A 13021-nucleotide genomic window follows, 5' to 3' on the forward strand; every position below is an offset into this window, starting at 1 on the left:
TGGCTGTGGGGCAAGCAGCGTTTAGTTCGAAGCTCGCTCAAATGCTGTCTCGCATAATTTGCTGACCGCAGCGTGCAGAATGACTGTCATCAAGGCAAGGATGATCAAGGCAGCGAACATCAAGTCGGTCTTTGCGCGACCATTGGCGAGAAGCATCAGGTAGCCCAGGCCGCGCGAGGCGCCGACCCACTCTCCGATGATCGCGCCGATCGGGGCATAAACTGCCGCCAACCTCAATCCGGATGCAAAGCCTGGCAATGCGGCAGGAATTCGAATGTGCCACATGATACGGGCGGGCGAGGCCCCCATGACCCGTGCCATGCCAATCCAATCTTTGTTTGACCGCATCAGAGCGTCAAAGAATGAAGACGTTACGGGGAAGTAAATGATGATAAGCGCCATCGTGATCTTCGACCAAAGGCCGAAGCCAAGCCACAACGTCAGGATGGGGGCGAGGGCAAAAACCGGGATGGCCTGACTGAAGACCAGCATTGGTCGCACCAACGCGCGGGCCATGGGTGATGCCACAAGCGCGATTGCCGAGACAAAGCCAAGGACGGCACCCAGTGCTAGCCCGATCAATATTTCCAGAAGCGTGACACCGGCATGCTCCAAAAGCAGCGCCCGATCCGCCCAGATCGTCTCGGCCACCAACATTGGTGGTGGCAGGATGAAGCGGGCCACGCCAGTGGTCCAGACGGTGATTTGCCAAATGGCAATCACCAGACAGGTGGCTGCGATCCCGGCCCGCCACCCCGTCATGCGGCATCTCTCAAGGTTGTAAGCAGGCGACTTTGGACCATCAGGACGTCCGGCTGCTCCACTGGTCGGGGAACACCTCCACTTGGGGTTGGGATGTCCAAAAGCTGATCACGTGTCAGGATCACGATCTTATGTCCCATGCGCGCGGCTTCGCCCGGATCGTGGGTTACGAGAAGGACAGTACGGTCGCGCAACATGTCGGCGGCCAGATCCTGCATCTGCGCACGGGTCAGGGCGTCAAGAGCCGAGAAAGGCTCGTCGAGCAAGACCGTCTCGCATCCTTCCATCAATGTTCGAACCAGGGCGACGCGCTGGCGCTGGCCACCCGACAACGCAGACGGCCTGCGTTCCGCATGCTCTCCTAAGCCTACTTTTGCCAGGGTTTGCAGAGCCTTGTTATGATCCGGTTTTTCCCCCCGCAAGCGCGCACCAATCAGGACATTGTCGAGGACGTTGAGCCATGGAAGGAGCAAATCCTGCTGTGCCATCAACGCGACACGTTCGGGGGCCTGCAAATCCCCATTAATCTGGACCCCGTCAGCCAATCCGGCGAATAGACGCAAGATCGTCGACTTGCCGACACCGCTCGCACCCAGCAGGCAGGTCCACTTCCCTCGTTCCACTGTGAGCGAGATATCGGAGAAGATGGGCGTACCGCCGATCGAGGCTGATCCAGCAAGTTTCAGCGCTGTCTTCAAGGCGAGAGGCCCATATCCCAAAAATCCACCTCCAGCATCGTTGCCGTGGCGAAGCGGGACTGCAAACGGGACCAGCGCGGGCTGGTTTGTGGGTTTGCACCCAATCGGTGGGCAACTGCATCGTCAAGCAGTTGCCCGACATCGCGGCACACCGACTGATATTCTGCGCTGGCGTAGGTCTCGATCCAAGGCCGATACGCCGCCGAAGCCGCCGTTGCTGCAAGCGTTTTGCCGATCTCTCCATACCCCATCACGCAGGGGGCGAGTGCAGCCAACAGATCAAGCAAATCGCCAGAATGACCAGCGTCCAGGACATAGCGCGTGTAGGCGAGGTTGGCCTGACGCTCTTGCGTGGCAAAAAGCGCAGCCTCATCAATCCCAGCTTCGGCGCACGTCTCAATATGAAGCGCGAGTTCCTCGTTGATCAGCGCATTGACCGTTGCAGCGGCGAGCCGCATCTCCGCCACCGTCTCCGCCTTTGTCACGGCAAGGGCCCATGCGCGGGAGAAGTGGATCAGAAAGACGTAGTCTTGCTGAAGGTAGTGAAGAAAGGCTGCGCGGGGCAGGCTGCCATCCCCCAAACCTTGGACAAAACTGTGCGCGGTGTAGTCGCGCCAGGCGGGAGTCGCATCCCGCCAGGCCGTGAAGGTTGCCCCGTAGGTCATTGCGCGCCCAGATCGATGGCCAGCGCCGAAACCGGGCGCGTTCCTTCAATCAAACCACTTTCGGCCAGGAAGCTCTCAAACCTTTCATACCGACCTTCGTCCAGTGCTTCAGGCCGCAGTGCAAAGCGAGGCAGGGTATCGACCCAGGCCTTTGCATTGAGCTCATCATCAAGTTCCGGCGCGTAGTTCCGGAAGATGTCCCAGGACGCGTCAGGATTGTTCACGATGTACTGAGTGGCCAGTTCTGTCGCGCGAAGGAACCGGCGGGTCTGGTCTATATCCATGCGCTCTGGATTGGTCACATAGATCAACTCGTCATAGGTCGGCACGCCTTCCTCTTCGACGTAAAAGCAGCGGCCTTCAACACCTTCGATCTCCATCTGGTTCAGTTCGAAATTGCGGTAGGCACCGATGACAGCATCTACCTGACCAGACATCAGAGAGGGGCTGAGGGAGAAGTTGACGTTGACCATCTCAACCTCGTCGAGACTGACGCCATGCCGACCCAACATCGCCGTCAGAACGGCTTCCTCAACCCCTGCGACCGAAAAGCCGATCGTTCCGCCACGCAGATCGCTGATCTGTTGGATGGGTCCGTCTTTCAGCACGAGAAGGCAGTTGAGCGGGGTTGCAACCAGCGTACCCACACGCACCAGCGGCAGCCCCTCAGCAACATGAAGGTGCTGGCTCGGCTGATAGCTGACTGCAATATCCCCTTGCCCGGCAGCAACCAACCGGGGCGGGGCGGACGGGTCAGCCGGGGCGACAATCTCCACCTCAAGGTCCTGGTCTGCGAAGTAGCCCAATTCTTCAGCCACGATGATCGGGCCGTGATCAGGGTTGATAAACCAGTCTAGTAAGAGCGTAAGCTTGTCTTGCGCCAGGCTGGGTGAAGCGCTCAAAAGGAGTGCTGCAACGATCATCGGAAATTTCATGGATGGGTCCTTTGTGATCATGGGCCAAGGGCGAGGAGCCTGATGTCTCCTTGCCAGTGTTGGGAAAGGCGGTCGGCAGCCTGCCAGGCCCGTAAGCCGGAGCGGCAGGCGAAGACCGCGCGTTGGTGATTTGGTGGCCTCAAGTCGCCCGTTTCAAAATCAGCGACAGAAGCGCGCCTGGCATCGGGCAAGGGCGGGCCGCTCTCGCCCACCGCGCGCAGATCAACCAGAAAATCATCGGCGCCGACGTCAGCGATTGGGATAAATCTGTGGCCGTGTTCAGGGTCTGGGGCGGCGTCAAATCTGAAACCTCCAAATCGGAAGGTCCGCGCATCATAGGTCGTGAGTTGGCCAAGAGGGGTCCGATCCCCGGACAAAACAGCGAGCGTGAACTGGGCTTGAAGACTTCCGATCACCCCGACACTCGGCCCAAGGACGCCATCGGCATCGCAAGAGCCCAGCCGCTCTGGCAGGTCTGGAAAGATAGCCCGCAGTCCTGGCTTTCCACCGCAGAAGCCGCCAACATATCCATCGTTTCCGACAACGCTTGCACTGATCAGGGGTTGTTGAGTTTGAGAGCAATGGTCGGAGAGGATGTAGCTGGCCGCGAAACTGTCAGCGCAATCGAGTATCAGATCCATTCCATGGCAAAGGTCCGCGACATTCGCAGGATCCAGCCTTTGGAACACAGTTTCAATGATTGTCTCTGGGTTTAGCGCCGCCATCGTGCGTTGTGCGACATCGACCTTTTGCGCACCGATGTCATCCCCTCTGAACAGGGTTTGACGGTGCAGGTTTGACGAGCTGACAATATCAGCATCGACAAGCCGGATCTTCGCCAAGCCTGCTCCGACAAGATATTGCAACACCGGCGATGCCAATCCGCCTGCACCAACGACCAGCACTGATGACTGCTGGATGCGGGCGTGAGCCTCCGCTCCGATCACCGCGATTTGCCTTGAAAAACGGTTCATTTGCTGACTGCCAACCATTGCTGGACCCGCACCTCTGGCTCTTCATGCAGGGTGATGTCGGTGACGGCTGAGACAATATCCGCACCCACCTCAAACGCGGCTGGGGCGCGCTCCACACTCATTCCTCCGATCGCCACAAGTGGGATCTTTCCGACGCGCGCCTTCCAGTCCGTGAGTTTGTCGACACCCTGCTGATGCCACCTCATTTTTTTCAGGATCGTGGGATAGATCGGACCCAGTGCGACATAATCCGGGTCAAGGTCCAGCGCGCGGCGCAGCTCTGCATCATCATGGGTTGAGAGCCCGAGTTTCAGTCCGGCACTGCGGATCGCAGCAACATCGGCAGTATCAAGATCCTCCTGTCCAAGATGCACCCAATCGCATGCCAATTCGATCGCCAGTTCCCAATGGTCATTCACAACAAGCGTTGCACCATGTGCGCGGCAAAGATCGCGTCCTTCGGTCAACTGGTCGCGCAGTTGGGACTGCGAACATTCCTTGATCCGCAGTTGCACCAGTTTCACGCCGAGCGGCAGCGTACGCCGCAACCAACTGACATCATCGAAGATCGGATAGAAGCGGTGCAGGCTCACAGAAACGCCTTTCCAAAAACAGGGGTGGACGGCGCGGCCATGTCACGTGGATCCATTGGATCGGCCTCAGCGGCGAGTGCACCCGCCTCAACCGCGCGCGCAAAGCCCTTTGCCATCGCGACCGGGTCACCAGCTTTGGCAACCGCGGTGTTCAGAAGGACCGCGTCATAGCCCAACTCCATCGCGTGTGCGGCTTGTGACGGCAGACCAAGCCCGGCATCCACTACGAGTGGAATTTCCGGGAAGTGTGCTCGCAAGCTGCGTAGCCCATAGGGATTGTTGAGCCCCAGCCCTGTGCCAATTGGCGCACCCCAAGGCATCAGGACCCGGCACCCCACTTCAACAAGGCGTTCGCATAGAACAAGATCTTCGGTGCAATAGGGAAACACGTCGAACCCGTCTTCCACCAACTGCGCCGCTGCCTCGACCAGACCAAATGGGTCGGGTTGAAGCGTATCGGCATGTCCGATGACTTCCAGCTTGATCCAATTCGTATCGAAGAGCTCTCGCGCCATCTGGGCAGTTGTCACGGCCTCCCGAACAGAGTGGCAATGGGCGGTATTTGGCAACAGCACGACATCCAGCTCGCGCACCAACGCCCAGAAGTCCTGCCCGGCGGTGTCTTGCCCAGCTTCTCGACGAACGGAGACGGTCGCGATTCCAGCGCCGGATTGACGAAAGGCCTCTGCAAGGATCGCGGGCGACGGGTATTGCGCTGTGCCCAACATCAGGCGCGATTCAATATGTTCGCCATAGAAGACTGGCATCTCAGCCTCCCTGCCGTGGGGCGACAATCTCGACCCGGTCGCCATCGCTCAACGCCTGGTCTGCTCGGATTGTCTTTGGGACGAACACCTCGTTCAGCGAGGTAGCGACCTTTGCGTCACCCTTCCCAAGTTCCAGCAGCAGGGCCGCAAGATCGGACGCATCGGTTTCGAGCGGCGCGCCATTAACGATGATCTTCATACCAAACCTCGGGTTCTTTGCCGTCGAGCAGCAGGTCAGCGGTCATACGCGCAAGTGCGGGGGCGAGCAGGAAACCATGACGGAACAGGCCGTTGGCAAAGATCCGATCATCCATGTGGCGAATGCGCGGTTGATTGTCTGGAAAGGCAGGGCGGGCATCCACGCCCACCTCCAGCAGTTCGGCCTCTCCAAAGGCGGGATGCAGCGCATATGCTGCGTTCATCAATTCCATGACAGATCGCAGGGTCGCACGATCGCGCTCACCATTCTCGATCTGCGTGGCACCCAGCATGAAGACATTGTCGGCCCGCGGCACGATGTAGAGCGGGAAACGTGGATGCAGCAGGCGGAGCGGCCGCGAGAGGGAGAAATCTGGACAGCGAACGACCAGCATCTCCCCTTTCACCCCTCTCAGATCTGGCAGAGCGTCGCGCGCTGATAGCCCACGACAGTCAACAATCTGACCTTCGAGGGGGCCATCGAAGTTCACGCCGTCCCTGGCCAGTTTGGTGTGCAGCTCCAAAAGCGCTGTACGTGGGTCAAGATGCGCCTCTTCTTCGATGAAAAGGGCGCTAGACATCTTTTCAGCGACCCGCGGTTCGAGCGAGGTCGCCTCGTCCTTGTCGAGCTTTCGTGCGGCTGGGGCGCGGCGTGCGAAGGTCGCTAGATCCGCCTGGTCGCGGCCAAGGGCCACGATCATGGTGCCTTTCCGCGTGACATTTGCTCCGTGCTTTTCCCACCATCGCGCTGCCCTGCGCCCCTGCTTCACAACGGCAGGCTCCGCGCTGACCCCCTCGCAGTCGGGCGCGAGCATGCCGCCAGCCCACCAGGAGCATGCATGCCGTCCGGGAGCTCCTTTCGGGTCAATGACGTTGATGCGTGCGCCACGGCTGCTGAGCTCTGCCGCCGTTGCCAGGCCACAAACGCCACCGCCGAGTATGGTGAATTGAGCCGTCATGACCAAAGAGCGTGGAAATGATGAACCGGGCCATGACCGCGCCCGACCCCCAGTTCGTCGGCCGCACGTATTGCCTGATGCAACCAACCATGGGCTTTTTCGACAGCGGTTTCCAGCTGTTCAGATTGCGCAAGCCCCGCCGCAATCGCAGAGGAAAGACTGCATCCTGTTCCGTGGGTATTGGCAGTATTGATCCTGACTGCCGTGAATGTACGCGTGCTGTTTGCTGAAACGAACAAGTCCTCACACATTGCGCCATCCGCGTGGCCGCCCTTCATCAGGACCGCTCGCGCGCCAAGTTTCAGCAGGGCGTCTGCTTGCACTCCCACCTCACCGGCGCCAACCAGTGCAGCTGCCTCCGGCAAGTTGGGCGTAAGAAGGGTTGCCCGACCTACCAGCTCGGCCTTGAGAGCGTCGACCGCCTCATCCGCAAGCAGTACGGCCCCGGATTTGGCAACCATCACCGGATCGAGAATAATGGGCCCTGTGTAATCCTTCAGCGCATGCGCAACCGTTTTGATCAGAGAGGGCGTACCGAGCATTCCGATCTTGATTGCATCAATCTGAATATCGTCCAGAACGGCCTCAATCTGCGCCGCAACCACGTCATCCGGGATTGGATGTATGGCGGTCACAGAACGCGTGTTTTGAGCTGTCACCGCAGTGACGGCAGAGGCCCCATAGACCCCCATTGCCGAAAATGCCTTGAGGTCAGCCTGTATCCCCGCGCCGCCGCCGGAGTCCGAGCCCGCTATCGTCAACGCCCGTGCAACCATGTCACCGTCCTTGGCATTCAGGGTCAGGACGGGAGCAGGAAACGATCAGCAAGACCGGTCGGTCCGCCAGCTGTTCCCTCCGCCGGTCCTAACCGGTTCAGGTTCAATGGGTCCACGCACCGCGCATCTCAGCCCCTTCGGAGGCACCCCAACAGTTGTTCCGATAGCGATAGCGAGCCTTTTCCGTTGGGTCAACTGGTAAGGCTGCAACAATACAAATGCGCATGCTACAAATTCAAATTCACAAAAAATTTAAATACAACCGCAACTCCAAAAATACAAATCGCTCACATTTGAATTTATTATTTTCCCCATCGTGTATCTACTGCCGTAGTTTCGAGCGCAATATTCATACCTCAGCCATCGATTGTGTAGAGGTAATTTGTTGCGCGATCGCCGTACGTGTCGTGTACCGCATTTTCAATTGTGCCAGCATTTCTGCTTTGTAGGCCTTGCTCTGAGCCAATCAAAACATCTTCGCCCACCAGCAATCGAGGTGCCGGTGGCCGCAGTCCGCCAATTTCTGAAACCGTACTCGCCCCGCAGCAAGAGCTTCCCCCAGTCGACCAACGGAATCCGTAACCACGTAGTTCTGCCCTTTGCTTACGCGCAAGACTGTTTGCCCAGTATCTGAGAGCTCGTCAGTGTGTTGAAGTGGGCTGCGGATTAGCATTGCTATCTAAAATGCTACTCAAGACTATTGGAAAATTAGCCGGACGGAACCCGTATGATGAGAGTGCATGGTGCCCGCTGCCGGACTCGAACCGGCACGGCCTAGGGCCGGGGGATTTTAAGTCCCATGTGTCTACCAATTCCACCAAGCGGGCGACGGGACGGGCTTAGCACCACCGAACAACCGGGCCAAGCGTCAATCTATCGCGCGAATATCCGCGACAGCAGCGGCCAGCGCATCAGCATCGGTTGACCGCGCGACAACATTCACGGTGAACCGACCATCCTTTGCCCGCGGGTAAGACCCGATCGACACGAGCGGGTGGGCCGCATCGATAAGGGACAGCGGCTTGGCAAGCTGCCCCTCCCCACGGTCAAAGTGGAGCTCTTCGGAAAGCATCACGGCGCCACCCGTCAGAGTGGGCATCACGCTCTCTACCATGACAGAGAAAATCTTCGGCACCCCTGCCATCACATGCACATTGCCAAGCGTGAAGCCCGGCGCCTTGGACACCGGGTTGTCGATCAATGTCGCTCCATCCGGAATGCGGGCCATGCGCAGCCGCATATCATTCAGCTCAGCCTCAGGATTGGCATAGTTCGTGGCCAGGATCGCGCGCGCATCCTCCCTCACGTCAATTCCGACGCCAAAGGCTGCGGCGATGCTGTCTGCGGTGATGTCATCATGGGTCGGGCCGATACCACCGCTGGTGAAGACGTTATCGTATTTCTCACGCAGCACATTCACAGCGTCGATGATCTCCCCTTCGATATCTCGGATCATCCGAACCTCGGCGAGTGCGATTCCCGCACGACCCAATGCCACAGCGAGGACCTGTACATTCACATCCGCCGTGCGCCCTGACAGGATTTCATCCCCGATCACGATCATTGCTGCAGTCGGTTGGGACATGACGCCTCCTTGTGGGTCGGTTCGTTTCGCGATAGCGCGGCAGGCATGATCTTTGACCCGCCCCTTCAACCCGCAACTCTCCTACGCCGGTATAAGCGCTTCCTAGCCGATGTCATCCTTGAGAAGACGGGACAGGAGGTCACAGTCCATTGTGCCAATCCCGGCAAGATGATCGGTGTGGCAGAGCCGGAAAGCCGAATCTGGGTGCAACCCGCGACCAACCCAAACCGAAAACTGCAATGGAGCTGGCTGCTCACCGAATTGGCAGACGGTCATCTTGCAGGCATTGATACGGGCGTCCCGAACCGCATCGTCGCCGAGGCGCTGCAGGATCGTCGCATCCCGGCCTTCGCGGATTGGCCCGACATTCAAGCCGAGGTCCGCTATGGAGAGCGGAGCCGCATCGACTTCCGCCTCTCACGTGCCGATGGCTCCGTCCTTTGGGTTGAGGTGAAAAACGTTCATCTGCGACGCACCGGCACACTTGCAGAATTTCCCGACAGCGTGACAGCTCGCGGTGCAAAACATCTCGATGAGTTGGGCACAATTGTGGAGGGCGGTGCACAGGCTGCGATGCTCTATGTCATTCAGCGCACGGATTGCGATCACGTCACCGTCGCGGCTGATTTCGATCCAGTCTATGCCGCGGCCATGGCACGCGCAGCAGCGCGCGGTGTCGAATTTTATGCTATGGGCACAGAAATCAGCACTGAGGGTATTCGACTCTCCGTTCCATACCCTGTAATCCTTCCCGATCCCTCCTAAATGGCCGGAGTAGAGATTGTGAAAGAGGCACGCCGCATGACGACTTCCCTTGCAGCATCGATCCGTCAGAACCGTGACGGCATCAATATCCATGAGCGGGATCACTTCGCCGGGATGTATGCTGCAGGCAAACTGGCGGCGGAAATCCTTGATGAGGTTGGCCCACTGGTGAAACCGGGCGTCACGACGGCGATGCTCGATGATTTCATTCGTGAGCGGATTGAGGCTGCCGGCGCAATCTCAGCCACCATTGGGTATAAGGGTTATCAGCACGCTTCCTGCATCTCGATCAACCACGTTGTGTGTCATGGCATTCCGGGCGGCAAGGTTCTGCGAGATGGAGACATCCTGAACATTGATGTGACCGTCATTGTCGATGGCTGGTTCGGCGATAATTCGCGGATGTATTGGGCTGGAAAGCCCAGCCGGAAGGCGCAGCGTCTGATTCAGGTGACCCACGACGCCCTCTTTGCAGGGATTGAGGCTGTGAAGCCCGGGAACACGTTTGGCGATATTGGCCACGCCATCCAGCGGTTTGCCGAGGCGCAGCGCTGTTCTGTGGTACGGGATTTCTGTGGGCATGGGTTGGGACGTCAATTCCACTCCTCACCAAACGTTCTGCATTACGGTCGACCTGGAACTGGCCCGAAGCTCGAACCGGGAATGTTCTTTACAATAGAGCCGATGATCAATCTGGGACGGCCAGAGACGAAGATCCTGTCGGATGAGTGGACGGCCGTTACCAAAGACCGTTCGCTCAGTGCACAATACGAGCATTCGATCGGCGTGACCGAGACGGGTTATGAGATCTTTACGCTGTCGCCAGCTGGAATTTATGCGCCAGATTTCAGCTCTTAAGACCTGATTAATCACCACGCGCCCATGATCGGCGCATGAATAACAATCGCGGAATGGAGGAGATCGCCCTCCCTGGTTTTGAGTCCGCATATGCGGACGTCACCGGACAATCTGCACCCCATTTTCAAAGCCACCGCGCCCGTCTGCGGAGCCGTTTTATGGACGGTGGCGCAGATGCCTTACCTGACTATGAATTGTTGGAGCTTGTTCTGTTTCGTGCGATTCCACGCCGCGATGTGAAACCTCTGGCAAAGGCACTGCTTGTGCGGTTTGGCGACTTTAACCACACATTGGCCGCCTCCCCCGCCCGTCTGGCAGAGGTGCAGGGCGTTGGCTCAGCAGTGATTCAAGAACTCAAGATCGTCGAGGCGGCGGCCCACCGTTTTGCGCGCGCCGAAGTGATGGAGCGCTCGGTCATCTCGGGCTGGGATGCGCTTGTGACTTATTGTCGAACAGCGATGGCGCATGGGGCAGTGGAGCAGTTCCGCGTTCTCTATCTGGATCGAAAGAACGCCCTCATCGCGGATGAGGCGCAGCAGCGTGGAACCGTGGACCATGTACCGGTCTATCCGCGCGAGGTGGCCCGTCGAGCGCTGGAGCTTTCTGCATCCGCGGTCATTCTGGCCCACAATCATCCGTCCGGGGACCCAACACCCTCAGCAGCGGATGTAGAGATCACGCAGGCGGTGCACCGCGCGCTCGATGCCCTTGGCATTGTGCTCCATGACCATTTGGTAATCGGTAAAGGGCGGGAGATCAGTTTTAAGGGTGAAGGACTGCTCTAGCGCCTGAAATGAAAAAGGGCGGCCCGAAGACCGCCCCTTTCCCTTAAATCGCTGCCCGGTTGGGATCAGATGCGATCACGCACCCAGATTTCAACGCGACGATTGACCTGACGACCTGCGAAGGTTTCGTTACAGCCCACCGGCGAAATCTCACCATAGCCCAGAACCGTGATGGCCTGATCGTCGATGCCGCCACCCGGCGCAGCCGCAACGATTGCCTCAAACACCTGCTCCGCACGACGCTCCGACAGCGCTTGGTTCAGGTCGGGACGACCGATGGAGTCTGTGAAGCCAACCAGCATCACTTCCTTGTTGTCGAATGCACCGCGCGCCAGCAGCTCGGCAATCCGCACAACGTCGCGCTGTGCTTTCGCGTCGAGCAGGGACGAACCCGGCTGGAAACGCAACGTGGTGGAGAGACGCTCTGCATTCAGCATCGTGGAGGCGAATTCGCGCAGATCGTTAAGCTGTGCACCGTCCTCAGCCGCCAGCATGCCAGACGCGAGACGCAGGCCCTGCTCAGCCATCGGCGCGCCAGAGATCGCCTGATCGATGAAGCCCGCATCCGCGATGATGTCCTGCGCCGCATCAGAGGAGGTGAATTCCAGCAGATTGCGTGCGTGGTTCGGAAGTGCCGCATTCGTGGTGTAGAGGAACAGACGACGGGCAAGCGGGTATTCTTCCGCCTTGATGTTGAAGACTGTCGGCTGGGTCACGATCCCACAGACTTCCTCAACGCCCACGGCGCGAGCATTACGCTCTGCCGCATAACCGGTGAAGCCAATGCCAAACGGATCAGCAGCAACCGCGTCGGACAGATCAGCGTTGTCATCGAAGACACGCGCATCGTCAGAGATGTCCGCGCCGATCAGTTCCATGACGTTGGCTTCAAAAACAGTTCGCGTGCCAGAACCCGACTCACGGGTATAGACGTTGATCGGAGCATTCAGCCCACCCACTTCGGCCCAGTTGGTAATGTCACCGGCGAAGATGCCGCCCATTTCCTCAATGCTGAGGTTACGAACCGGGTTAGAGCGTGCGGTGATCACGAGCAGACCGTCGAGCGCAAGAATGAATTCCTGTGCGGGGTCGGTCGGGTTGCCCAGAGACGCTTCCTGGAAAGCAGCCGCTTCGCGCGGACGGATCGGACGGGACGCCATACCGATCGTAGCTGCACCGGACAGAAGCTCCTGGAAGCCAGCGCCAGAGTTCGCGATCGCAATCTCGATATCTGCCAGCGGCGTGCCACCCAGATCTTCAATAGCCAATGCGATGGAGCCGTCTGCATTCAGCTCGTTCGCAGCAATGTCCGCGTCCAGTGCGAAGGAGTAGCCCTCGATCAGCGCAGGCATCAGCTCAACACCGATGGTGTCAGAACCAGCGATACGGAATTCGGACATCAACAACTCAGGCGCCGGGCACGCATCGCCTTCACAGGAGACCTGGTTCGCGTCGATCGTGATCGTGCCGATTGCCGTGGCAATCTGGTAGTTCTGGCCATCGAATTCGAGCAGATCGCCGCGCAGGGTGATCGAGCCGTCATAAGACTGAAGGGAGACCTGCTGGGCGTAACCCGCACCGGCAGTCATCGCGGCGATGGCAGCTGCCAGCGCGACGGTATTCAGTTTCGTCCGGGTAATTGCCATGTTCTGTCCCCTGTCCTTTTTTCGTAAGTCTCGCCCTGGGCGGCGATGTTTGCCT

Annotated in this window: 15 protein-coding genes, 1 tRNA gene and 1 riboswitch; of the genes, 3 read left to right on the forward strand and 13 right to left on the reverse strand. The window is 58.8% G+C overall.

Features of this window, described 5'->3' with window-relative positions:
• Positions 1–21 precede the first annotated feature (21 nt).
• The 12 genes from POI8812_RS01405 to POI8812_RS01460 form a co-directional block, all read right to left on the reverse strand.
• Positions 22–762 carry an ABC transporter permease gene (locus POI8812_RS01405; RefSeq protein ID WP_108780744.1) on the reverse strand — a complete coding sequence of 247 codons (741 nt, stop codon included), beginning with the start codon at positions 760–762 and terminating at the stop codon, positions 22–24.
• Positions 759–1460, reverse strand: coding sequence for an ABC transporter ATP-binding protein (locus POI8812_RS01410; protein WP_108780745.1), 702 nt, complete (start codon positions 1458–1460; stop codon positions 759–761). The genes POI8812_RS01405 and POI8812_RS01410 overlap by 4 nt, the downstream gene beginning before the upstream one ends.
• Positions 1457–2125: a thiaminase II gene (tenA, locus tag POI8812_RS01415; protein WP_108780746.1), complete on the reverse strand. Its 669-nt coding sequence runs from the start codon at positions 2123–2125 to the stop codon at positions 1457–1459. The genes POI8812_RS01410 and tenA overlap by 4 nt, the downstream gene beginning before the upstream one ends.
• Positions 2122–3060 (reverse strand): ABC transporter substrate-binding protein, encoded by a 939-nt coding sequence (locus tag POI8812_RS01420; protein ID WP_108781467.1) that lies wholly within the window; start codon positions 3058–3060, stop codon positions 2122–2124. The genes tenA and POI8812_RS01420 overlap by 4 nt, the downstream gene beginning before the upstream one ends.
• 17 nt (positions 3061–3077) lie before the next feature.
• On the reverse strand, positions 3078–4034 hold the full coding sequence (locus tag POI8812_RS01425) for a HesA/MoeB/ThiF family protein (protein WP_108781468.1): 957 nt from the start codon (positions 4032–4034) through the stop codon (positions 3078–3080).
• Positions 4031–4627, reverse strand: coding sequence for a thiamine phosphate synthase (locus tag POI8812_RS01430; RefSeq protein ID WP_108780747.1), 597 nt, complete (start codon positions 4625–4627; stop codon positions 4031–4033). Before POI8812_RS01430 ends, POI8812_RS01425 begins: the two co-directional genes overlap by 4 nt.
• Complete coding sequence (locus POI8812_RS01435) at positions 4624–5394, reverse strand: thiazole synthase (RefSeq protein WP_108780748.1); 771 nt, start codon at positions 5392–5394, stop codon at positions 4624–4626. Before POI8812_RS01435 ends, POI8812_RS01430 begins: the two co-directional genes overlap by 4 nt.
• Before the next feature lies 1 nt (position 5395).
• On the reverse strand, positions 5396–5593 hold the full coding sequence (gene thiS, locus POI8812_RS01440) for a sulfur carrier protein ThiS (protein ID WP_108780749.1): 198 nt from the start codon (positions 5591–5593) through the stop codon (positions 5396–5398).
• The gene (locus POI8812_RS01445; RefSeq protein ID WP_108780750.1) at positions 5577–6551 is read right to left on the reverse strand and encodes an FAD-dependent oxidoreductase; all 975 of its coding nucleotides are present in this window, start codon (positions 6549–6551) and stop codon (positions 5577–5579) included. The genes thiS and POI8812_RS01445 overlap by 17 nt, the downstream gene beginning before the upstream one ends.
• Positions 6548–7327 (reverse strand): bifunctional hydroxymethylpyrimidine kinase/phosphomethylpyrimidine kinase, encoded by a 780-nt coding sequence (thiD, locus tag POI8812_RS01450; protein WP_108780751.1) that lies wholly within the window; start codon positions 7325–7327, stop codon positions 6548–6550. Before thiD ends, POI8812_RS01445 begins: the two co-directional genes overlap by 4 nt.
• Positions 7328–7384: 57 nt before the next feature.
• Positions 7385–7488, reverse strand: a riboswitch (TPP riboswitch).
• A gap of 580 nt (positions 7489–8068) precedes the next feature.
• Positions 8069–8154, reverse strand: a tRNA-Leu gene (locus POI8812_RS01455).
• 41 nt (positions 8155–8195) lie between these two features.
• Positions 8196–8912 carry a competence/damage-inducible protein A gene (locus tag POI8812_RS01460; RefSeq protein ID WP_108780752.1) on the reverse strand — a complete coding sequence of 239 codons (717 nt, stop codon included), beginning with the start codon at positions 8910–8912 and terminating at the stop codon, positions 8196–8198.
• A gap of 45 nt (positions 8913–8957) precedes the next feature.
• Here POI8812_RS01460 and sfsA point away from each other — a divergent pair, with 45 nt between their 5' ends.
• Genes sfsA through radC form a run of 3 tightly spaced genes read left to right on the forward strand, consistent with a single transcriptional unit; the run spans position 8958 to position 11320 of the window.
• The gene (gene sfsA / locus POI8812_RS01465) at positions 8958–9677 is read left to right on the forward strand and encodes a DNA/RNA nuclease SfsA (protein WP_108780753.1); all 720 of its coding nucleotides are present in this window, start codon (positions 8958–8960) and stop codon (positions 9675–9677) included.
• Positions 9678–9713: 36 nt separating this feature from the next.
• Positions 9714–10535, forward strand: a complete 822-nt coding sequence (gene map / locus POI8812_RS01470) for a type I methionyl aminopeptidase (RefSeq protein WP_108780754.1) — start codon at positions 9714–9716, stop codon at positions 10533–10535.
• A 35-nt stretch (positions 10536–10570) separates the two neighbouring features.
• Positions 10571–11320 carry a RadC family protein gene (gene radC, locus POI8812_RS01475; protein ID WP_108780755.1) on the forward strand — a complete coding sequence of 250 codons (750 nt, stop codon included), beginning with the start codon at positions 10571–10573 and terminating at the stop codon, positions 11318–11320.
• 65 nt (positions 11321–11385) lie between these two features.
• Here radC and POI8812_RS01480 read toward each other — a convergent pair whose 3' ends face one another.
• On the reverse strand, positions 11386–12966 hold the full coding sequence (locus tag POI8812_RS01480; RefSeq protein WP_162844849.1) for a substrate-binding domain-containing protein: 1581 nt from the start codon (positions 12964–12966) through the stop codon (positions 11386–11388).
• Positions 12967–13021 lie beyond the last annotated feature (55 nt).

The sequence above is a fragment of the Pontivivens insulae genome (genome assembly GCF_900302495.1).
Lineage (GTDB): Bacteria > Pseudomonadota > Alphaproteobacteria > Rhodobacterales > Rhodobacteraceae > Pontivivens > Pontivivens insulae.

Coding starts and splice junctions, on each gene's coding strand:
- POI8812_RS01405 (WP_108780744.1), bottom strand. CDS start 762: ATGACGGGGTGGCGGGCCGGGATCGCAGCCACCTGTCTGGTGATTGCC.
- tenA (WP_108780746.1), bottom strand. CDS start 2,125: ATGACCTACGGGGCAACCTTCACGGCCTGGCGGGATGCGACTCCCGCC.
- POI8812_RS01420 (WP_108781467.1), bottom strand. CDS start 3,060: ATGAAATTTCCGATGATCGTTGCAGCACTCCTTTTGAGCGCTTCACCC.
- POI8812_RS01425 (WP_108781468.1), bottom strand. CDS start 4,034: ATGAACCGTTTTTCAAGGCAAATCGCGGTGATCGGAGCGGAGGCTCAC.
- POI8812_RS01435 (WP_108780748.1), bottom strand. CDS start 5,394: ATGCCAGTCTTCTATGGCGAACATATTGAATCGCGCCTGATGTTGGGC.
- thiS (WP_108780749.1), bottom strand. CDS start 5,593: ATGAAGATCATCGTTAATGGCGCGCCGCTCGAAACCGATGCGTCCGAT.
- POI8812_RS01445 (WP_108780750.1), bottom strand. CDS start 6,551: ATGACGGCTCAATTCACCATACTCGGCGGTGGCGTTTGTGGCCTGGCA.
- thiD (WP_108780751.1), bottom strand. CDS start 7,327: ATGGTTGCACGGGCGTTGACGATAGCGGGCTCGGACTCCGGCGGCGGC.
- POI8812_RS01460 (WP_108780752.1), bottom strand. CDS start 8,912: ATGTCCCAACCGACTGCAGCAATGATCGTGATCGGGGATGAAATCCTG.
- sfsA (WP_108780753.1), top strand. CDS start 8,958: ATGATCTTTGACCCGCCCCTTCAACCCGCAACTCTCCTACGCCGGTAT.
- map (WP_108780754.1), top strand. CDS start 9,714: ATGACGACTTCCCTTGCAGCATCGATCCGTCAGAACCGTGACGGCATC.
- radC (WP_108780755.1), top strand. CDS start 10,571: ATGAATAACAATCGCGGAATGGAGGAGATCGCCCTCCCTGGTTTTGAG.
- POI8812_RS01480 (WP_162844849.1), bottom strand. CDS start 12,966: ATGGCAATTACCCGGACGAAACTGAATACCGTCGCGCTGGCAGCTGCC.